The sequence below is a fragment of the Verrucomicrobiota bacterium genome, from assembly GCA_039027815.1.
Classification (GTDB): Bacteria; Verrucomicrobiota; Verrucomicrobiia; order Verrucomicrobiales; family JBCCJK01; genus JBCCJK01.
Map to the genome: position 1 here is coordinate 1 of JBCCJK010000006.1, position 19,600 is coordinate 19,600.

Here is a 19,600-nt window from a genome sequence, read left to right on the forward strand (position 1 = left end):
ATGGCCGAGTGGATTTCGGGCCAGACCAAGGCGCCACGAGGGCGCGGTGCAGGCACCGTAACCGAGGAGCAACGCTGGGCTGGCTCGAAAGACTCCGGCTCTCCCTTCCCCGCGCTTCAGCGCCTCTTCCCCACAACACCTTCCCTCCATTCTTCCAGTGAATTCTGGAGCTTGGTATAAGTGGAGTTTCTTTCCCGAATCGATCCTACCTTCCATCTCGCAAGGCCTTGGTGGAGGTCGATGTTCCTTTTCTCTGCCCCTGAGAAGACATCCACAGGTGCTTCTCACCTTCTTCTGGTTCTGGCCGCTCTCCGAGACCGGTGACATCAACTTGCGCCTTTCCCCCGTCACCGCTACACAGGCACTCTCATGATTCCCAACGTCCTTGCCGAGCGCTATGCCTCCCCTGCCATGCGGGATATCTGGTCTGCAGAGGGACGGGTCATTCTGGAGCGAGAGTATTGGATCGCGGTCATGCGAGGACAGCAGGCGCTTGGGCTGGACCTACCGGAAGAGGCCATCGAAGCCTACGAGTCGGTCAAGGCGCAGGTGAACTTGGCTTCCATCGCAGATCGAGAACGGCTCACGCGTCATGATGTCAAAGCGCGCATTGATGAGTTTTGTGCCCTGGCCGGCCATCAGCAAGTCCACAAGGGCATGACGAGCCGCGATCTCACCGAAAATGTCGAACAACTACAAGTCTTCCGCTCTCTTGAGTTGGTTCGCACGAAAACGGCTTCCAGCCTGCTGCTTCTGGCGAAGCGTGCGGACGAGTACAAGTCCCTCCCTCTCACGGGACGGACTCACAATGTGGCGGCCCAGTTGACGACCTTTGGCAAGCGAATCGCCATGTTCGGAGAGGAACTTTTGGCTGGCTTTGCCTCCCTCGAGCGGTTCGTGGAAACCTATGCCGCCCGTGGCCTCAAGGGAGCAGTCGGAACGCAGCTTGACCAATTGACGCTCTTCGAAGGAGATTCCAAGAGAGTGGCTGAGCTGGAGAGCCGCATCGTGGAGCATCTCGGAATGGCCTCGGCCTTCACCAACGTCGGGCAGGTTTATCCACGCAGCCTCGATTTGGAAACAGTCAGCTTGCTCTGTCAACTAGCCTCCGGGCCTTCCTCACTCGCGAAAACTCTGCGATTGATGGCCGGGCACGAATTGGCAAGCGAGGGCTTTCTCCCTGGCCAGGTGGGCTCCTCTGCCATGCCGCATAAGATGAACAGCCGCTCCTGCGAGCGGGTCAATGGCTTCCATACCATTCTCAAGGGACACCTGACCATGGCCAGCGGGCTGGCAGGCGATCAATGGAACGAGGGAGATGTGTCTTGCTCCGTCGTGCGAAGAATCGTTTTACCGGATGCCTTTTTTGCCTATGACGGGCTGCTCGAGACCTTCCTCACCATTCTCGGCCAGATGGAAGCCTACCCCGCCGTGGTGGAATCTGAAGTCGACCGCTATCTGCCCTTCCTTCTCACGACGACCGTGCTCATGGAAGCCGTCAAGGCAGGGGCCGGTCGGGAAGAAGCTCATCAAGTCATCAAGGAGCATGCCCTTCAAACGGTGCGCGATCTTCGCGAGGGCCGCGTGGCCAGAAATGACTTTTTCGATCGATTGGCTTCGGACGAAAGGCTGCCGCTCGATCGCAACGCTCTCCTCGGGATCGAGGCCAATGGACGCAGCACCCTCGGAAACGCTCTCCCGCAAGCCGAGCACTTCATCGCTCGCGCGAGAGAAGCGGCTGCCCGCACCCCCGGGGCAGCCGAATATCGTGTCGGGCAGATTCTCTAGCTGGACGCAAACCAATCCAGCCCTCCCGCAGAAAACGGCATGCTGCGGCCTGAAGAAGCGTCCCGCACCAGGGCTGCACTTAGCCGGAAACGCGCTCCTCTTCACCACTCCCGACCGCTGGCGCTTCTCCTAAGAGAATGGCGGCCGCCCGCGGAGGCTCTTTGCCAATCAAGACCCCGAGCCAGGCAAACTCATCGGAGTCGTCCAGAAGCACTTTCAGCAACATGGTGAGCGGGACCGCCAGAAACATTCCCACCCAGCCCCAGATCCAACCCCAGAAAATCACCGAAACGATCACGACCAAGGTGGAAATTCCAAAACGGCGACCCAACAGCATGGGCTCCACGAAATTTCCGAGGGTGATGTTGATGATGAGGTATCCCACCAGAACGACGATCGCCTGGGGCAAGCCGAACAAAACGAGTGCGATGAAAATCGGCGGGAGAGACGCGATGACGGAACCAATCGCAGGAATGTAATTGAGGCCAAAGGCCACCATGGCCCACAGAAGCGGAAAATCGAGGTTGGCTCCGTAGCATAGCAATCCGGCCAAAACCCCGGTAATGGCACTCACGATGGTTTTGATTCCGAGATATTTCTGAATGTCGCTGGCCGCCGCCATCACCTTGGAAAAGTTGGGACCGCGCAGGCGACGGATCTTGGCCATTTTCCGACCAAATCCTCCCCCCTCCGCCAACATGAAAACCACCAGCAAGATGACAAAGAAGGTCGTTTTCAGGACGCTTGCGATCCGGTTGAAGACCGACACGAAATCGAGCGAGCCCACCCACTGCTGGATGACCCGTTCATTCACGAAAGCGGCCGCCCCTCGCCGAAAAGCCGCCGCAGGCTCTTCTCCAAAGACTCCCTGCACCCAACGGGTCATGCCATCGATTTGATTGGAAACGGTGACCTGCAAGCGCAGGGCATAGTCGTCGATTTTGTCCTGGAAATCGGTCGCCAAACCACTTCCCACAAAAACCAATCCCACCAGCACTGACAGCATCATCACGACCGTCAAAAGGACAGCTAACCACTTGGGAAAACGTCGATTACGCAAAAAACTCACCACCGGATAGCCCAAGACGGCCAAGAAGAAGGCCAGCATGAACTGCGTTAAGAGGTCGGTCGCCAGCTTCAACCCGGTCAAGAGAACAACCAGAGAAGCCAGAATCAGCAGAACCTGAAAACCGCGAGTGAAGTTAGCCATTAGCGAAGAGTTACCATCGTTACGAAGGGCGCTTTCTCAAACGGTATCTCGAAATTGAGGAATCGATTGCCCGCGAAGGCCTCCCTGCTACCAAACTGACCGGCCTTGCGCTCCCCGCGCCCTGCGGGCTCCTTTCCTCCCTCCGATCTAAGAGAGCATGGGGGAGGTCGACCTCAGATCACACCGAAGTCCAGCATGGCATCGGCCACCTTGACGAAGCCGCCGATGTTGGCGCCCCTCACATAGTTGATCTTGCCGTCCGCTCCCCGACCGTAGCGAGCACACTTGGCGTGGATCTCCTTCATGATCGTCTGGAGTTTCACATCCACCTCGGCTCGCGACCAACTAATTCTGAGGGAGTTCTGGCTTTGCTCCAAGCCCGAGACCGCCACCCCGCCCGCATTCGCCGCCTTCGCCGGGCCAAAAGCCACCCCCGCCTCGACGAAACTCTTCATGGCCTCCGGTGTGCAAGGCATGTTGGCCCCTTCCGAAAGCCCTTGGAGACCCCTTCCGAGGAGCCTCTGAGCGTGCTTGCCCTCCAGTTCGTTCTGGGTGGCGCAGGGAAAGGCCAGATCGGCGGCGATTTCCCAAGGCGGGGCGTCTCGGCGAAACTCGAGGCCAAAGTGCTCGGCATATTCGCCGATCCGCCCTCGGCGGACTTCCTTCAGGTCCTTCAGCCAAGCCAACTTTTCCGGCGTGAAGCCTTCCGGGTCGTAGACCGTCCCCGACGAATCGGAAGCCGTCACCACTCGTGCTTGGTTTTCCAAAAGCTTCTCAATGGCATAGAGGGCCACGTTCCCAGAACCCGAGACCAGGCAAACCTTGCCCGCTAAGTCCTCGCCTCGGACTTCCAGCATTTCCTGCATGAAATAGACCGCACCGTAGCCAGTGGCTTCTTTTCGCACGAGGCTTCCCCCGTAGGCCAAGCCCTTGCCGGTCATGGCGCCGACGAAGCGGTTTTCCAGTCGCTTGTAATTGCCGAAAAGGTAACCGATCTCCCGCGCCCCCACGCCGATGTCCCCCGCCGGCACATCCGTATCCTCGCCAATGTGCTTGGCCAGTTCGACCATGAGGCTCTGGCAAAATCGCATGACCTCCCGATCGCTCTTGCCGCGCGGATTGAAATTGGCTCCTCCCTTGGCGCCTCCCATCGGCAGACCGGTGAGGCTGTTTTTGAAAATCTGCTCGAAGCCGAGAAACTTGAGAATGCTCTGGTTCACGGTGGGATGAAAGCGCATGCCGCCCTTGTAGGGGCCAATGGCGCTGTTGAACTGGACCCGCCAGGCCCGATTGACTCGGACATGGCCTTCATCATCCTCCCAGCTCACTCGGAAGGAGATGATGCGATCCGGTTCCGTCATGCGCTCCAGAATCTGCTCATCACGATATCTCTGGTGATCGCGCAAAAAGGGCAAGACGGACTCAGCCACCTCGTGCACTGCTTGGTGAAACTCCGTTTCGTAGGGGTTGCGGCGCTCTAGGCCGCGCATGAAGGACTCCAGTTCGCTTGTCATGGGGGGGCAAAAAGTCGGGGGGGGTGCGCTTGAATCGATTAAGGAAGCGCGGCCAATCCTCGCAGCACTTCCTGACTAAGTTGCATGCCTTTTTCGAAATTCTCGAGGTGGAAACTCTCGTTGGGAGAATGAATCTGCGCGTCGGGTAAGGCCAAGCCCAACATGAGGGAATCCGCACCCAACTCCTCTTGGAACGCTTGGATAATCGGGATGCTCCCCCCCTCGCGGATCAGCATGGGCTCCTTCCCGAAAACGCGGCCAAGCGCCTCTTGGGCCGCTTTTCCATACTCGCTCTGCGGGTCGCCCAAGTAGGGTTGCCCGCCATGACCCTGTTCCAAGTGCAAGTCCACCCCCCCCGGGCAATTGGCCTCCAGGTGTTTCTGGATTTTGCCGAAAATCTCGTCCGGCGATTGATTCGGAACCAGCCGGGCCGACAACTTAAAAAAGGCTTCGGCCGGGACGATCGTCTTGGAGCCAGGCCCTTGGTAGCCACCACCCAGCCCATTGACTTCCAAAGTCGGTCGCGCCCAAAGCCGCTCGTAGCTGCTAAAGCCGCTTTCACCGAAAAGTTCGCTCACCCCGGTCGCCTCTCGGACCTCCTGGTCCCCATCTGGCAGCTGGTCCCAAAGCGCTCTCTCCCAATCGTGGAGAGGCTGGACCTCGTCGTAAAAACCATCGACCGCTACTCGCCCCTCCTTATCATGGAGAGAAGCCAGCAAACGGGCTGCCACCGTGGCCGGATTGGCAATGGCTCCGCCGTAGACTCCCGAATGGACATCGCGGGCCGGCCCTCGGACTCGTCCCTCGAGCGCAGTGATCCCCCGCAAGCCATACCCCATGGTAGGCACCCCGGGAGCGATCATCCCGGTGTCGGAGACCACCACCACATCGCACGCCAGCTCCTCCTTCTTTTCCTTCAGATACTGATGCAAGCTCTGGCTGCCAACCTCCTCCTCGCCCTCGAAGAGCAGCGTGAGATTGAGCGGTAGATCGGGCTCCGCCGCCAGCAACTTCCCGACCCCCAAGACGTGGGCCATCATTTGGCCTTTGTTGTCCGTGGCGCCGCGAGCGAAGATTTTCCCGCCCTTCAAAACCGGCTCAAAAGGCGAAGTCTCCCACAACTCCAGCGGATCGACCGGCTGCACATCGTAGTGCCCGTAGATCAAGACCGAACGTCGCCCGGCCCGGTGCCCATTGCGGGCCAGCACCAAGGGGTGCCCGGAGGTCGCGACCGTCTCGGCCAGCAATCCTTGCCCTTGAAGAAGCTCCACCAACCAGTGGGCGCAGGCCTGTACCTCGCCCGCTTGTCCCGGATCGGTGGAAACGCTGGCAAAACGCAAAAACGAAAAAAGGCATTCCAGATCCGGGGTCATCGCGGGCATGGGAGAAACCAAAGCGCAGGCCAGACCCGCTGCAATTCATTCGTTTGCAATCTCTCCCAGCTCCTTCTACCTGCTTGCACCCTCCACCCCGTTCACCACCTCTCTTTCTAACATGCAGCCAAAAATCGAATTTGAAGTCTCCCCCCGTATCCCGACCGCCCTCGAGCCCCTGCGGGAGTTGGCTTACAACATTTGGTGGAGTTGGGAGCCCAAGGCCCGCGCTCTCTTTCGCAGCATGGACGTGGGCCTGTGGAATCGGACCAATCACAGTCCTGTCCGGGTCTTGCAGTTGGTCCACCAGTCGCGCTTGGAACAACTCGCGGAAGACGAGGAATTTTTAACCCGCCTGCGAGGCATCCACGAGCGCTTTCGCGCCTACCTCGCTCGCGACAACACCTACGGAGCGAGCCGTCGCCAAGCCCGGCCCGACTCTGGAACCATCGCCTACTTCTCGGCAGAATTTGGATTTCACGAATCCATTCCGATCTACTCCGGTGGTCTCGGGATCCTCTCCGGGGACCATTGCAAAGCCGCCAGTGACCTGGGTCTCGACTTCCTCGGCGTCACCCTGCTCTACCGCCACGGCTACTTCAAACAACAGATCGATCGCGCAGGTTGGCAGCAGGCGAAGGAACTGGACCAGAACTTCTATCACTTGCCGATTCAACCGGTGCTCGCCTCCGATGGCCAGCCTCTCATGACTTCGGTCCATCTTCTCGGTCGCGAAGTGCACCTCAAAGTTTGGAAAATGGCCGTTGGCCGCATCACCCTCTATTTGCTGGACGCGGATCACGCCATCAATCACGAAGAGGATCGCGAAATCACCGCTCAGCTCTACGGAGGGGACAAGGAAGTGCGCATCCGGCAGGAAGTGGTCCTCGGGATGGGGGGGGCTCGGGCCATTGAGGCCATGGGAATCTCACCGAGCGTCTGGCATATGAATGAAGGCCACAGCGCCTTCCTTTCACTGGAGCGGATTGATCGCCACATGGAGCAGTATGGACTCGACTTCGACTCGGCCCGCCAAGCGGTGGCCGCCTCGAACGTCTTCACCACCCACACCCCGGTGGCCGCCGGGAACGACGCCTTCTCCGCCCACCTCATGCGGCACTATTTTGAGAGCTACTGCGGAAAGGTCGGAATCGATTTCGACTACTTCATGCACTTCGGGCAAGAAGACCAAGCCGTGCAGCAGGACTTCAGCATGACCATCCTGGCCCTCCGCACCAGCCGTCATGCCAATGGCGTGAGCGCTCTTCACGGCGAAGTCAGCCGCGGCATGTGGAAGAATGTCTGGAAGGGAATACCAGAAGACGAAGTGCCCATCGGCTCCGTCACCAATGGCATCCACACCAAGACTTGGCTGGCGGATGAAGTGCGGGATCTCTATGACCGCTACCTGGGAGACGATTGGGAAGAATCACTCACCGACATCGACTTCTGGCGGCGGGTCATTGACATCCCGGCCGAAGAACTCTGGGAAACCCATGGCAAGCTCAAGGCACGCTTGGTTGATTTCACCCGGGAGAAGCTGACAGCCCAGTACGAGCGCAATCGGGAAACCCCCGCCACCATCCGCGGAGTCAAAAACATCCTCGATCCCGAAATCCTCACGATCGGCTTCGCCCGGCGCTTTGCCACCTACAAACGAGCCACCCTCCTCTTCAGCGATCCCGAGCGGCTCAAGGCAATCCTCAATCACCCGGAACGCCCAGTGCAATTTCTCTTCGCGGGCAAGGCCCACCCGGCCGACGACGGAGGCAAGGCTTTCATCCAAAAAGTCATCGAATACACGCGCCAAGCAGGCTTCGCCCACCGGATCGCATTCATCGAGGATTACGACGCGCACATTGGCCGCCGCCTCTATGAAGGAGTCGACCTCTGGCTGAACAATCCCCTCCGCCCGCTCGAAGCCAGTGGCACCAGCGGCATGAAACTCCCCCCCAATGGAGGGATCAATCTCAGCGTCTTGGATGGCTGGTGGTGCGAGAGTTACAATGGGGACAATGGCTGGGCTATCGGCGAAGAAATCACCGAAGGCACCACCGAATTCCAAAATGATGTCGATGCCGCCAGCCTCTACGAAGTGATCGAGCAGCGCATCGTGCCGCTCTACTACGCCCGCCCCGATGGCAAACTCCCTCAAGCGTGGATCCACATCATGCGGGAATCCATGCGAACAGTGACACCCGTCTACAACACCAGCCGCATGGTCACCGAATACAACGAACACTTCTACGAACCGGCGGCGACTGCTTACCGGGAATTGGCTGCGGACAACTGTGCCCGAGCGAAGGAATTGGCGGCCTGGAAACATCAGATCCGTCAGGATTGGCCACAGGTGAAGCTGCTCGATGCCAAGCTGGGCCTGGAAGACATTCATGGCATCCCCGTGGGCGACCGCATCCCGGTGCAAGCCGTCGTCCACATGGGGCAGGTCGATCCCGATTGTCTCGAAGTCCAAGCCTACAGCGGAGAAGTCGGCGAAATCACCGATGAAGGCATCCTCGATCCGGTCATCACCATCTTGCAGCGCCAGGAAGTCCGCCCAGACGGCACCGCCCTCTTCACGGGCGAAATTCAGCCCGCTGAAAGCGGTGCCTACGGCCTCAACATCCGAGTCATCCCCAACTCCCGCGACCTAACCCAAGCCCACGAAATGCGCCTCATCTCCTGGGGCTAAGCCCGGCCGTGAAATCCAAGGCCCCCCGCAGTCAAATGCACTCCTCTTTCAGCACCCCGATATAAGGCAGATTGCGGTAACGGGCGTTGTAGTCGAGGCCATACCCCACCACAAAAACGTCCTCGACTTCGAAGCCCACATAGTCCGGCTCGACGTGGCGTATCCGTGGGCGGAGTTTGTCCAAAAGCACGCAAACCTGGATGCTCTCCGGGTGGAACTCCTCCCCCATGCGCTCTCTCACCCCCGAAAGAGTGGTACCGGTGTCGAGGATATCATCCACGATGAGAAGGTCCCGCCCTTGGAGATCCCCAAAGCGCAGTTCCTTCGGCCACTCCAACTGCCCACTGCTCTGCTCGCCCTTGTAGCTGGCCACCGCCAGGGTCTCCACCGTGAGCGGGAGACTGATGTGCCGGATGAGATCCGCGGCGAACATCATCCCCCCGTGCAGGAGGATCAGGACAGACAAGTCCCTGCCGGCAAAATCTTGGCTCAACTGCAAGCCAAGCTCCTTCACCCGATCGGCGATTTGCTCCTCTGGAAAAAGCACGCTCTCCAAATCATCACGCATCCTTCTCCCTAGCCTGCCTCCCCCGGCGGGCAAGCGAATCGCATGCTCATTTGCGCCGCACCCAGCCCCTGGCTAGGCTGCCCCATGGAACACCACGTCTACTTTTGGCTGAACGAAGAAGGGCAATCTCACTCCACGCTCTTCGAAGCCGCTTTGGAGAAGCTCTTAGCTATCGAATCAGTCTCTTCCGGCACCTGGGGACGTCCGGCCGCCACCCCGGAGCGCCCCGTGATCGATCGAAGTTGGGACTACGGTTTGTCGCTGCGCTTTGAAAGTGTCGCCGCGCACGACGCCTACCAAGTGGACCCGCTCCATGAAGAGTTCGTGGAAAGCCAAAACGCCCGCTGGTCAAAAGTGCTCGTAATGGATCTCGCATAATATGGACCTAGCAGACTATCGGCGAGACTACCTCCAAGGAGCCATCCGGCGCGCCGACCTTTGTGAAAGCCCGGTCGCCCAATTCGAAACCTGGTTTGAGCAAGCCACTGACTCTGGCATGGTGGAACCCAATGCCATGGTGCTCTCGACCACCTCGTCAGCAGGGCAGCCCTCCCAACGAACGGTTCTCCTCAAAACCTTCGATGAAAGGGGCTTCGTCTTCTACAGCAACTATGAAAGCCGAAAGGCCCGGGAAATCGCCCCCAATCCCCAAGTCTCCCTCCTCTTTCCGTGGATCGGGCTGGAGCGGCAGGTCATCATCCAGGGCAGGGTGGAAAAAATCTCGCCCGACAAATCTCTCCGCTACTTCCTCAGCCGACCTCGTGAAAGCCAGCTGGGGGCTTGGGTCTCGCAGCAAAGCAGCGTCATCGAAAACCGCGCCCATCTCGAGACCAAGCTCGCGGAAATCAAAAGTAAATTCGCCGGTCTAGCCGTGCCCCTTCCTCCCTTTTGGGGAGGCTACCGAGTGCGCCCCACCTCGATCGAGTTCTGGCAAGGAGGCTCGGGCCGTCTGCATGACCGCTTCCTTTACACCCGAAAAGAAGACGAGTGGCTCATCGAACGGCTCTCCCCGTAGAGGCCCAGCGGGCCGCCGAGGACCGAAGGCTGAAAGAATCACCTCTTCCATGATTCATAAAAGAGGATCCACAGTGGCACCGCACCTCCCGCGGCCTACCGAGTGACTCCTTCCCCCCCAACCCGTCTCCCCCAAAAAGCGCCTACCGCTCACGGCCCCCTCTCTCTACCGCTACCTCTGCACCGAAGAATCTCTTATACCAAGCTGCAGAATTGGCTGGTAGAATGGCCGAGTGGATTTCGGGCCAGACCAAGGCGCGACAAGGGCGCGGTGCAGGCACCGTCACCGAGGAGCAACGCTGGGCTGGCTCGAAAGACACCGGCTCTCCCTTCCCCGCGCTTCAGCGCCTCTTCCCCACAACACCTCCCCTCCATTCTAACAGTGAATTCTGGAGCTTGGTATTAAGCACAGGCATCAAGCGCCCTTTCAATTCCTTCGGTGGTCCCGCAGCCATAGACCGGGGCCCCTTTGCGAATCCGTGCTAGGAGTCCCGCGAGCGTCTTCCCCGGCCCCATCTCGAGGCAGATGGCTCCAGGAAAGCGATCGAGGAGAGCCGCCACCGACTCCCCCCAGCGGACCGAACCCGTCACTTGGCGAGTGAGCGTATCGCGAATCTCCCCTTCCTCCGCCACCTCGCTGGCCTCCACGTTGCAATACACCGGAAACTGGGGAGCCGACAGGCTGACGGTAGACAACTCGCTCGCCAACTGGCTCTGCGCAGAGGCCATCAGCCGGGAATGGTAGGCCCCGGCCACCGTCAGCTCCTTGGCCAGCTTGATGCCCTTGCCCTTGGCTCCCGCCACCGCCTTGGCAATCCCTTCCTGGGAGCCCGAGAGGACAATCTGGCCGGGAGCATTCAGATTGGCGACATCCACCCCTGCCTCGTGCGCCAATTCACGGACCGCAGCCTCATTACCGCCAATCATGGCCGCCATCGAGCCATCGGTCGCCTCACAGGCCTCTTCCATAAAAAGCCCCCGTTGCGCCACCACCCGCAGCCCAGTCTCGAAATCAAAGGTCGCGGCAGCCGCGTGAGCGGTAAACTCGCCCAGCGAAAGCCCGGCCGCCCCCACCACTTGCAAATCAGGTGCCTTTTGTCGCAAAGCCGCCAAGGCCATGAGCCCGTGGAGATAGAGCGCCGGTTGGCAGCGCGAGGTCCGGGTCAACTCCTCGATCGGCCCCGCAAACATAGTCTGCGTCAGCGAGAAATCCAAAGCCTCGTCCGCACCCTCCGCCAGCTCTCGGGCCACGCCGAAATCATCGAACAACTCTCGGGCCATGCCCACGGCTTGAGCACCTTGACCAGAAAACAACAGGAGAACGGGGGTAGCCATCCTGTCTCCTTAGACCGGAGTGCCCGGTTCGAGCAAGTGCTTGTGCGCGCGCGCGCTCTTCTCTAGCAACTCGGGTCCTCGAAGGATGCATTCGGCCAAACTGAGTTCCGGAGGAGCCACCGTCACCAAGTGGTCGAACAACTCATGTAAGCCAGGCGCGGAAACCACCCGACCGCCAAAGCCGATCACTCGCACGCCGGAACCTCTCGCCATCCGGGCCACCCCCGCCGGTCCCTTGCCAAAAAGCGTCTGGGCATCGATCGACCCCTCTCCCGTCAGCACCACGTCCGCCTCCTGGACGCGCCTTTCCAAATTCCCCAGATTGGCCAACATCTCAAAGCCAGGAGTCAAGCGGGCCCCACAAAAAACCAGCAACCCAAACCCCAAGCCACCGGCCGCGCCTGCCCCCGGCACCTCTCGCAAGTCCTCGCCTTTCCACTGGCTGACCACGTTCGCTAACCGTTCCAAGCGACTCTCAAACCAGTCAAAATCCTCGACCCCTTTCTGCGGCCCATAAACGCGGGTGGCGCCCGCAGATCCCAAAAGAGGGTTCTCCACATCGCAGGCGGCGATCACCTCCACCTCGGGAAAGTTCGCAGGGGGCGCAATCGCGTGCAGCCGGTCCAGCCCGGCCGGCAAGTCGATGATTTCGAGACCCGCTGCATCCAAAAAACGGTAGCCGAGCGCCCGCGCCATCCCCGTGCCGCCATCATTGGTGGCGCTCCCGCCAATGCCCACCACGATCTTGCGACAGCCTTGAGAGAGTGCCTCCTGCATCAACTGCCCGGTCCCGAAGGTGCTGGCCGCTTGGGGATCTTTTGGGTCACTCCCTAAAATCGCCAATCCGGAAGCCGCACACATCTCAATGATGCCCACCTGGGCTCCTTTCCGCTCCGCCAAGCCCCAAATGGCCTCGATCGGCTGGCCGAGCGCATCGGAAACCTCGGCCGACTGAATCCTCCCACCAAGACAATTGACCAAGGCCTCCACCGTGCCCTCCCCTCCATCGGCGATCGGAAAGGAATCACACTCGCACTCCGGGAAAGCCCGACTGACGCTCTCACAAGCTTCCAGAGCCGACATCGACCCCTTGAACTTGTCCATGGCCACCAGAACCCGCATGGACTGGCTATCGCATTGAGCGCCCAATTCTGTCAAAGAAGGGTTTGAGCGATTCGCGATGACTTCTCTGGGTCGACAGCTCGTCGCGAAAGTAATCATAGTAGCTCTCGGGCTGAAGGGCCCGGAAATCAGAGAAACACTCATGCTGAATCCAATAAGTGAAACGCGCGACCGCTTCCCGATCATCGGAGGACGGGATGGCCGCCTGATAGTATCCCTGCAAATCCATCACGAGATGGGAGAGCGAGTCATTGCGTCCTCGGAAATAATTGAAAGGAGGCCGCCCCTCTTGCGCGATCTCCCTCGCCAGAGCGATTAACATATCCGTCTTCTCATCCACCTCTTCCACCAACTTTGCCTGCTGCTTGAAATCATTCCAGTTGGCCCGCTCCCATTTTTGAACGGAATCAATTCGATAAGCGAATCGACGCACCCCAGCCGTAAAAGGCGAATCCTTGCTCAAAGCATTGACATCGAAAATCCGGGCGAAACTGGCCACCCCAATCACTTTGCCCGACTTCAAATGAATGATAGGGCTCCCGCTATTGCCCTCCACGAACTTGGCATCGATCTCGATCAATTCATTCCCCACCCCCTTCACTCTCCCGGGCAACTGGGTGGAAACGCCACTCCCCAAGCTATTGCCGATCACGATCACGTCATCCCCTACCGCTACCTCTTCATCAATGGCCGGGTGAAGCTCTAGACCGCGCCCGGGCTTCTTCACCTCGAGCACGGCCACATCATGATCATGGGCCAGCATGATGGCGCCCACATCCCCGGGCTGGTTACCACTCGCCATAATCCGAAAGCTCTCATTACCGGCCAGCACATGAATATTGCTCACCGCCCGCACGTTCCCGCTCACGGTCACAAAAAAGCCACTCCCCACCCCTTGGTCGCCCTTCACCACAAAAACGGACTGGGCATAATCGGAGAAAGAGTAGTCATATTGGGAGAAATCGACCACCGGTCCTTGGCTCTCCTCGTCTCCCTCGCTCGTTTGATCGACATCACTCTCGACGGCACCGGTTGGCGGCGAAAGGGTTCCGTTCCTTTCTTTGGTATGTCGTTCGTAGAGCGCCTCCCGCTCTTTTCGATGCCGCTGGTTCAGTTCATCGATCTCGCGAAGTTGCCGATCCTCGCGCTGCTGGGCGGTTTCACCGAAGGTAGGGCTCTCCGAAAAGCTCAAGAGAAACACAGCGCAGAAAATCGCTCTCATCGATCGGAAAGAAATCCACATCATGGGGAAAGCAAGCAAGCAGCAAAGCGGCCAAAAAACCGAAATGAAAACCAGCTCTCCATTGCCAGAGCAGCAAATCTGCCATAGGGCAACGGCTTACGGCGATTCTGAAATGGAGGGGTGGCAGAGTGGTCGAATGCAGCGGTCTTGAAAACCGCCGAGGCGAAAGTCTCCGTGGGTTCGAATCCCACCCCCTCCGCCAGAAGCCAGGGTCCCGCAGGGGCTCTGGCTTCTGGCGTATCGGGAGTGGGCCGAGAGCCCCTTGGGCAAGAGCCCAACCGGGTTCGAGTGCCCTCTTGCGAAGCAAGTAACCTACAAAAGGGAACTCCGCAGGAGGAGTTCCCCAATCCGCACCAACCCTCGCCGGAGGCGAGGAACATCCCACCCCCTCCTCAAGCGTCCCTCAAGAACCCTCCTTGCCGAGAGCATTTTCCTCCAAGGCCTCCAAAGAAATCCCCATCCTCTCGGCCCGACGTTTCCACATCGACCGCGCGAATTCCTGCATATCCACCCGCTTGTCCGCCTCATCCACAATTTCCAAGCCCAAAAGAGTCTCGACCACGTCTTCCATCGTCACCAAACCGGCCATCCCACCAAACTCATCCACCACCACAGCGGCATGACTGCGATTGGCAATCAATTGCTCAAAAGCATCGCTCAAGCGCGTCGCAGCGAAGAGTCGCATGATGTCCCGGCGCATCTCGCCCACTGTCCGATGTCGCTCCCCTCGTGCCGCCGCTAAAAGCACATCGCTCTTGAGGACAAAGCCCTTCACATCATCTCGGTCTTCGCCATAGAGAGGCACGCGGGAGAAGGGCACTTCCCCATGCTGGTCCGCGAAATCGCCCACTTCCAAGTCCTGGGAGACCGAAAACACCACCACCCTCGGAGTCATGACATCCCGCACGCTGGACTCGCCGAACTGTAAAAGATTCTTCAGAATGCGCGACTCCTTCTCCTCCAACTTCCCCTCCCGGCGTCCCATCTCGGCCATGACCTTCAGCTCCTCTCGGCTGAAAGACTCGCCGCCATGCCCTCCTCGACCAAACAACTCCACCACGTAGATGACCGGAGTCATGATCTTGGTCAAAACACTCAAGCTGGCTCCCACCCACGGCCCCCAAGCCCTCCAATGACGTGCTCCCAAATTCTTGGGAATGATTTCGGATAAGACCAAGATGGCCAAGGTCATGACAATCCCCGCCACCTGGTCCCAAATGCCACCTCCCGTAAGGCCCGCCACTTGCACCCCCACCATAATCGCACCCATCGTGTGGGCGATGGTGTTCAGCGTTAGGATGGAGGTCAGCGGCCGGTTGATGTTGTTCTTCATCTGCTCCAAGCGCTGACCGGACTTGCCATTTTTTTCCTTGAGGCTGGCGATGTAAGGGCGGGTCACAGACAGCAGGACCGCCTCCCAAACCGAACAGAAAAAGGACACCCCGATGGCGACCACGAAGTAGGTGATCAAAAGGGTCCACGAGCCGGAACCAGCTTCCACACTGCCCCCGCCCATCGCTGCCAACATCCCATCGATCATTGCGGGCGCAGTCTCGGATCGATGCCACCGCCGTCAAAGCCTTTTGCAGCCAAGCCTTTCCCAGCCACTTCTCTCCCCCCCCGCATCGTATCGGATCACCATGAGCGCCTTTCCCGCCTGGTTCCTCCCGGTGCTGCTATCCTGGTCTGCCCTCTCGGCTGGGTTGGCGATTTGGCGCCTTTGGCTCGGGAAGGGCGAAGGGGATCGGGCCGAGTTCTGGTCAGGCTTTTGGCTGATGAATGGTCTCTGGGCCTGCCTCAACATCTTGATCGTAGCCGCCGGACTCCCCTCCCCTCCCCGCACCCTTGAGGAAGTGCAGTCCATCCTTTCACTCAATCTCTGGCTGGATCTCGGCTATCTCGTGGTCGGGCTCCTTCTCCTCACTCGAAAGACCCGTCGCGTGGCGGGCCTCGGCTTGGCCATCTTGATCCAAGGCGGCTTTCTGCTCGTCTTTGACCTCATCGGAAAAGCCAGCTTGGCCTAATCCATGCGCTGTTTCTACTCGCCGGCCTATTACTTTCCCCTCCCTCCGGGCCATCCTTTTCCCATGGAAAAGTTCCCGCAGAGTCACGCGCTCCTTCTGCGCGGTGGGGTCCTTTCCGAAAAAGAGGTCCACCCCGTTCCCCCCGCTTGCACCGAGTCTCTTCTGCGGGTTCATGAAGCCGACTACCTCGAGGGCGTAGCCCGTGGCGATCTCGAAGAAAGAGGGCGCCTCCGCATCGGCCTCCCCCTGGGCAGAGAACTCCTCCAACGGAGCGCTCGCGAAACCGAAGCCACTCGTCTCGCAGCCTGGGCCGCCTTGGAAGAAGGCTTGGCCTGCAATTTGGCCGGCGGCACTCATCATGCCTTTCCCCACGCGGGCTCGGGATTCTGCGTCTTGAATGACGTGGCGGTGGCCGTTCGCGATCTCCACCGCGCCCACCCTGCCCTCCGGATCCTGGTCCTGGATACCGATGCCCACCAAGGCGATGCCACCCATTTCATCTTGCAGAGCGATCCCCGGGTCTACACCTACTCCCTCCACGTAGGGCGCAATTTTCCCTCGGCCAAAGTGGCGGGGGACCTCGACGTCCCGACGATCCGTTACATTGATGGCCCCCGTTATCTCGCCCTCCTCCGCGCCTCGTTGGATCGTGCCTTCCGCGAGTTTCCCGAACCGGACTTGGTCCTCTGGAACTCGGGCGCCGACAACCACCGAGACGATCGTTTTGGTCAAATGCGGCTGACCGTGCGAGAAATGATGTGGCGGGACGCCCACGTCCTTCACCTCGTTCGAGAAATTCACCGCGTCCCCCTCGCCGTGCTCTATGGAGGGGGCTACCAGCGGACCTACGGCCACACCGCCCGGCTGCACCGCAACACCATCGCGGCCGCCAAAAAAGTCGCCCTCGGCCAAACGGCCCTTCCCAGGCGGCTTATATCAAGCTGCAGAATTGGCTGGTAGAATGGCCGAGTGGATTTCGGGCCAGACCACCAAGGCGCGACGAGGGCGCGGTGCAGGCACCGTAACCGAGAAGCAACGCTGGGCTGGCTCGAAAGACACCGGCTCTTCCTTCCCCGCGCTTCAGCGCCTCTTCCCCACAACACCTTCCCTCAATTTTACCAGTGAATTCTGGAGCTTGGTATTACGCTCGCGGCAAGTGCTTGACAGGGCCCCCGGCCTCATGTAAGCACGCTGCCCTTTCCGCAGAACCCGGAAAATCTCCCTATGGCCACCACCAAAGTCATCCTCGCCGACAAGATCGACGGCCTCGGCGCCGAAGCCGATATCGTGAACGTCAAAGCCGGCTTCGCCCGCAATTTCCTGGTGCCCCAAGGCAAGGCCTACGAAGCCACCAAGGCCAACCTCCGCCACACCGAAGCCCTGCAAGCCAAACGCGCTGCCCGGGAAGCCGCCGAACTGCAGTCCGCCGAGCAGACCGCACAAAAACTTTCCAAAACCAAGCTCTCCCTCGAGCTGGCCACCGGCCAAGGCGGCAAGGCCTTCGGATCGATCACCACCCAGGACCTTGCCAAGGCCCTGGCCGAAAAAGGCATCGAGCTGGATCGCCACCTCATTCAATTGGACAAGCCGATCAAAGGCACGGGGAGTTTCGACATCGAAGTCAAGCTGCACGCCGACGTCCTCGGTCTCATCAAGCTCAAGGTCACCACACCAGAAGAAGCCGAGGAAGCGACCGCCAACGGCTCCCAGTGACCTGAAAGACATTCGTCCTGGCCGCTGTCGGAGTTTCCGACAGCGGCTTTTTTGTGGGCACTCTGTGAATAAGAAAGAGCAACTCTTTCTTCCCCCTCGCCTCTTTTGCCCTGAGGATTCGCTCCCATGCCAGATGAGCTGACTTCCTCCTTTTTGTTCGAAGCCGAACGTCCCCAGGCACGCAAATCGGAGGCGGACCGGGTCGATCACCATTCCGTTCTGCGGGGAATCGTCGAAGGCCAGCGGGTCATGCCTTCGAGCGAAGAGGCCGAGAAAGGCGTCTTGAGCTGCCTCTTCCGCGATCCCCAGCGCTGCTGCGGCGAGGCGATCGAAAACATTTCCGAAGAGCACTTCTACCAACCCGCTCACCGGACGGTCTATCAGATCTTGACCGAGCACTACAATGACAGCAAGCCGGTCGATCTCCTCTCCGTGACCCAGACGCTCATGGATCGGCAAAAGCTGGCTGAGGCAGGCGGGGCCGATCGTGTCACGGAACTGGCCACCTTCGAGCCCGACACCGCTCACTTCTCCCACTACCTCGGGATCCTGAAAGAAAAGCGGACTCTGCGGGACATCATCCGGACCTGCACCCTTTCCATCAGCAAGGCCTACGAGCGGCAAGAAGACATCGAGGAGCTGCTCGACACCGTGGAACAGGAGGTTCTCCGCGTCCGCGAAGAAGGGGAACGAAATGTCATGCGCTCCATGAAGGACGAGGTCATGGACGCGATCAAAAAGATCGAGGAAATCAGCTCCGATCCCCATAGCCTGACCGGCTTGGGCTCCGGCTTCCAAGGGCTCGATCGCATGACCAATGGCCTCCACGGTGGGGAAATGTTCATCATCGCGGCCCGCCCTTCTATGGGCAAGACCTCCCTCGCCATGAACATCGTGGAACACGTCGGCGTGACCCAAAACCAGCCCGTGGCCGTCTTCAGCTTGGAAATGAGCACCGAAAGCCTCGTCATGCGTCTCCTCTGTGCGCGGGCCGCGGTCGATATGGCCAGCATTCGCGGGGGGATGCTGGGCACCCCCGACTTCAAAAAACTGATGGCCGCTTCTGGCGATCTCGCCCGCAGCCCCATCTTCATCGATGATAGCCCCGGTCTCAGCATCATGGAACTGCGCGCCAAGGCGCGTCGCCTTCACAACCGCCACGGCATCCAATTGATTGCCATCGATTACCTCCAGCTTCTCAAATCCAATTCCTCCAAGGCCCGCGACAACCGGCAAATCGAAATTGCCGAGATTTCCGCCGGCATCAAAGCCCTCTCAAAAGAACTGAACATCCCCATCATCGTGCTGGCACAGCTCAATCGGAACCCCGAGCAGCGGACAGGCGGCAAGCCCCGCTTGAGCGACCTCCGGGAATCCGGCTCCATCGAGCAAGACGCGGACGTGGTCGGCCTGCTCATTCGGAATAAATACTACGCCGAAGACGACGAAGCCAAGGAGGCCGAAGCCGGCAAGGCCGAACTCATCATCGCGAAGCAACGAAACGGGCCGACCGGCGAAGTGAAACTCACCTTCCTCGAAAAGTTCATGCGATTTGGCGATCGCGCGGCGGAAGACGACGAGGAAGGTTGACAAATTTTCGCGCCTCTCTCCCGCCAAAAAAGCGTTCCCCGTAAGTTCCATCGGGAGAAACTCACAAGTTATTCACAGGCCTGTCAGCAAAGTGGTCCTTGTTCTTCCAAGGCGGCAGCGTTCCACAACCAAGTTCGGCAATTCACCACAAGCTGGCAGCCGAAGCCCATTCTCAAGCAAGAGGCTTTGAGGTCTCCTCCCCCTTATGATTTTTTATAAGCAACCCGCAATTAACTTTTTAACTCATTTTAAAACAACGTGTTATGTAAAATTACTAATTGTAGACCTAGCAGCTCGAATCACCTAAAAACCACCAAATCCGCCAATCGAACAAGCTCTTCGATTCCCTCCCAGAGCGAAGGGATCGTAAGATCAAACCTCCTCTCTGGCCACTCCTCTCCACCTCTTATCCTC

The 19,600-nt window shown here is 59.3% G+C and carries 17 protein-coding genes and 1 tRNA gene; 10 read left to right on the forward strand and 8 right to left on the reverse strand.

Features of this window, described 5'->3' with window-relative positions:
• Together AAF555_03025 and purB are read left to right on the forward strand one after the other, a co-directional pair.
• On the forward strand, positions 1-180 hold a 180-nt coding region (locus AAF555_03025), incomplete at its 5' end, for a hypothetical protein (protein MEM6910533.1).
• Between the two features lie 189 nt (positions 181-369).
• Positions 370-1,788, forward strand: a complete 1,419-nt coding sequence (gene purB, locus AAF555_03030; GenBank protein MEM6910534.1) for an adenylosuccinate lyase — start codon at positions 370-372, stop codon at positions 1,786-1,788.
• A gap of 79 nt (positions 1,789-1,867) precedes the next feature.
• On the opposite strand, the gene AAF555_03035 is transcribed toward purB, so the two are convergent.
• From AAF555_03035 to AAF555_03045, 3 genes are all read right to left on the reverse strand, one after another.
• Complete coding sequence (locus tag AAF555_03035; GenBank protein MEM6910535.1) at positions 1,868-2,998, reverse strand: AI-2E family transporter; 1,131 nt, start codon at positions 2,996-2,998, stop codon at positions 1,868-1,870.
• A 173-nt stretch (positions 2,999-3,171) separates the two neighbouring features.
• Positions 3,172-4,512: an NADP-specific glutamate dehydrogenase gene (gene gdhA / locus AAF555_03040; GenBank protein ID MEM6910536.1), complete on the reverse strand. Its 1,341-nt coding sequence runs from the start codon at positions 4,510-4,512 to the stop codon at positions 3,172-3,174.
• Positions 4,513-4,550: 38 nt separating this feature from the next.
• Positions 4,551-5,894: a dipeptidase gene (locus AAF555_03045; GenBank protein ID MEM6910537.1), complete on the reverse strand. Its 1,344-nt coding sequence runs from the start codon at positions 5,892-5,894 to the stop codon at positions 4,551-4,553.
• A gap of 112 nt (positions 5,895-6,006) precedes the next feature.
• On the opposite strand from AAF555_03045, the gene glgP reads away from it, so the two are divergent.
• A complete protein-coding gene (gene glgP, locus AAF555_03050) occupies positions 6,007-8,577 on the forward strand; it encodes an alpha-glucan family phosphorylase (protein ID MEM6910538.1) in 2,571 nt (856 codons plus the stop codon).
• Between the two features lie 31 nt (positions 8,578-8,608).
• Here glgP and hpt read toward each other — a convergent pair whose 3' ends face one another.
• The gene (hpt, locus tag AAF555_03055; GenBank protein MEM6910539.1) at positions 8,609-9,145 is read right to left on the reverse strand and encodes a hypoxanthine phosphoribosyltransferase; all 537 of its coding nucleotides are present in this window, start codon (positions 9,143-9,145) and stop codon (positions 8,609-8,611) included.
• A gap of 84 nt (positions 9,146-9,229) precedes the next feature.
• Between hpt and AAF555_03060 the strand changes: the two genes are divergently transcribed.
• Together AAF555_03060 and pdxH are read left to right on the forward strand one after the other, a co-directional pair.
• Entirely contained in the window at positions 9,230-9,523 is a 294-nt protein-coding gene (locus tag AAF555_03060) for a Dabb family protein (protein ID MEM6910540.1), read from the forward strand.
• Between the two features lies 1 nt (position 9,524).
• Positions 9,525-10,160, forward strand: coding sequence for a pyridoxamine 5'-phosphate oxidase (gene pdxH, locus AAF555_03065; GenBank protein MEM6910541.1), 636 nt, complete (start codon positions 9,525-9,527; stop codon positions 10,158-10,160).
• Positions 10,161-10,561: 401 nt separating this feature from the next.
• Here pdxH and AAF555_03070 read toward each other — a convergent pair whose 3' ends face one another.
• From AAF555_03070 to AAF555_03080, 3 genes are read right to left on the reverse strand one after another with little or no spacing between them, the layout of a single operon-like run.
• A complete protein-coding gene (locus AAF555_03070) occupies positions 10,562-11,494 on the reverse strand; it encodes an ACP S-malonyltransferase (GenBank protein ID MEM6910542.1) in 933 nt (310 codons plus the stop codon).
• Between the two features lie 9 nt (positions 11,495-11,503).
• Positions 11,504-12,652, reverse strand: a complete 1,149-nt coding sequence (locus AAF555_03075) for a glycerate kinase (protein ID MEM6910543.1) — start codon at positions 12,650-12,652, stop codon at positions 11,504-11,506.
• Positions 12,624-13,862: a serine protease gene (locus tag AAF555_03080; protein MEM6910544.1), complete on the reverse strand. Its 1,239-nt coding sequence runs from the start codon at positions 13,860-13,862 to the stop codon at positions 12,624-12,626. Before AAF555_03080 ends, AAF555_03075 begins: the two co-directional genes overlap by 29 nt.
• A 111-nt stretch (positions 13,863-13,973) precedes the next feature.
• On the opposite strand from AAF555_03080, the gene AAF555_03085 reads away from it, so the two are divergent.
• A tRNA-Ser gene (locus AAF555_03085) sits at positions 13,974-14,061 on the forward strand.
• 201 nt (positions 14,062-14,262) lie between these two features.
• Here the strand turns inward: AAF555_03085 and AAF555_03090 are convergent.
• Positions 14,263-15,399, reverse strand: a complete 1,137-nt coding sequence (locus tag AAF555_03090) for a hemolysin family protein (GenBank protein MEM6910545.1) — start codon at positions 15,397-15,399, stop codon at positions 14,263-14,265.
• A gap of 100 nt (positions 15,400-15,499) precedes the next feature.
• Between AAF555_03090 and AAF555_03095 the strand changes: the two genes are divergently transcribed.
• The 4 genes from AAF555_03095 (at position 15,500) to dnaB (ending at position 19,186) form a co-directional block, all read left to right on the forward strand.
• Positions 15,500-15,883, forward strand: coding sequence for a hypothetical protein (locus AAF555_03095; protein MEM6910546.1), 384 nt, complete (start codon positions 15,500-15,502; stop codon positions 15,881-15,883).
• A gap of 63 nt (positions 15,884-15,946) precedes the next feature.
• Positions 15,947-16,843 (forward strand): histone deacetylase, encoded by an 897-nt coding sequence (locus AAF555_03100; GenBank protein ID MEM6910547.1) that lies wholly within the window; start codon positions 15,947-15,949, stop codon positions 16,841-16,843.
• A 264-nt stretch (positions 16,844-17,107) separates the two neighbouring features.
• Positions 17,108-17,596, forward strand: coding sequence for a 50S ribosomal protein L9 (gene rplI, locus AAF555_03105; protein ID MEM6910548.1), 489 nt, complete (start codon positions 17,108-17,110; stop codon positions 17,594-17,596).
• Positions 17,597-17,722: 126 nt separating this feature from the next.
• A complete protein-coding gene (gene dnaB, locus AAF555_03110) occupies positions 17,723-19,186 on the forward strand; it encodes a replicative DNA helicase (GenBank protein MEM6910549.1) in 1,464 nt (487 codons plus the stop codon).
• Positions 19,187-19,600: the final 414 nt, after the last annotated feature.

Excerpts from the sequence above, each read along its gene's own strand:
- AAF555_03100 (MEM6910547.1), top strand. The coding sequence starts at position 15,947 with ATGGAAAAGTTCCCGCAGAGTCACGCGCTCCTTCTGCGCGGTGGGGTC.
- AAF555_03090 (MEM6910545.1), bottom strand. The coding sequence starts at position 15,399 with ATGATCGATGGGATGTTGGCAGCGATGGGCGGGGGCAGTGTGGAAGCT.
- dnaB (MEM6910549.1), top strand. The coding sequence starts at position 17,723 with ATGCCAGATGAGCTGACTTCCTCCTTTTTGTTCGAAGCCGAACGTCCC.
- purB (MEM6910534.1), top strand. The coding sequence starts at position 370 with ATGATTCCCAACGTCCTTGCCGAGCGCTATGCCTCCCCTGCCATGCGG.
- pdxH (MEM6910541.1), top strand. The coding sequence starts at position 9,525 with ATGGACCTAGCAGACTATCGGCGAGACTACCTCCAAGGAGCCATCCGG.
- rplI (MEM6910548.1), top strand. The coding sequence starts at position 17,108 with ATGGCCACCACCAAAGTCATCCTCGCCGACAAGATCGACGGCCTCGGC.
- AAF555_03060 (MEM6910540.1), top strand. The coding sequence starts at position 9,230 with ATGGAACACCACGTCTACTTTTGGCTGAACGAAGAAGGGCAATCTCAC.
- AAF555_03095 (MEM6910546.1), top strand. The coding sequence starts at position 15,500 with ATGAGCGCCTTTCCCGCCTGGTTCCTCCCGGTGCTGCTATCCTGGTCT.
- hpt (MEM6910539.1), bottom strand. The coding sequence starts at position 9,145 with ATGCGTGATGATTTGGAGAGCGTGCTTTTTCCAGAGGAGCAAATCGCC.
- gdhA (MEM6910536.1), bottom strand. The coding sequence starts at position 4,512 with ATGACAAGCGAACTGGAGTCCTTCATGCGCGGCCTAGAGCGCCGCAAC.
- AAF555_03070 (MEM6910542.1), bottom strand. The coding sequence starts at position 11,494 with ATGGCTACCCCCGTTCTCCTGTTGTTTTCTGGTCAAGGTGCTCAAGCC.
- AAF555_03080 (MEM6910544.1), bottom strand. The coding sequence starts at position 13,862 with ATGATGTGGATTTCTTTCCGATCGATGAGAGCGATTTTCTGCGCTGTG.
- AAF555_03045 (MEM6910537.1), bottom strand. The coding sequence starts at position 5,894 with ATGCCCGCGATGACCCCGGATCTGGAATGCCTTTTTTCGTTTTTGCGT.
- glgP (MEM6910538.1), top strand. The coding sequence starts at position 6,007 with ATGCAGCCAAAAATCGAATTTGAAGTCTCCCCCCGTATCCCGACCGCC.
- AAF555_03035 (MEM6910535.1), bottom strand. The coding sequence starts at position 2,998 with ATGGCTAACTTCACTCGCGGTTTTCAGGTTCTGCTGATTCTGGCTTCT.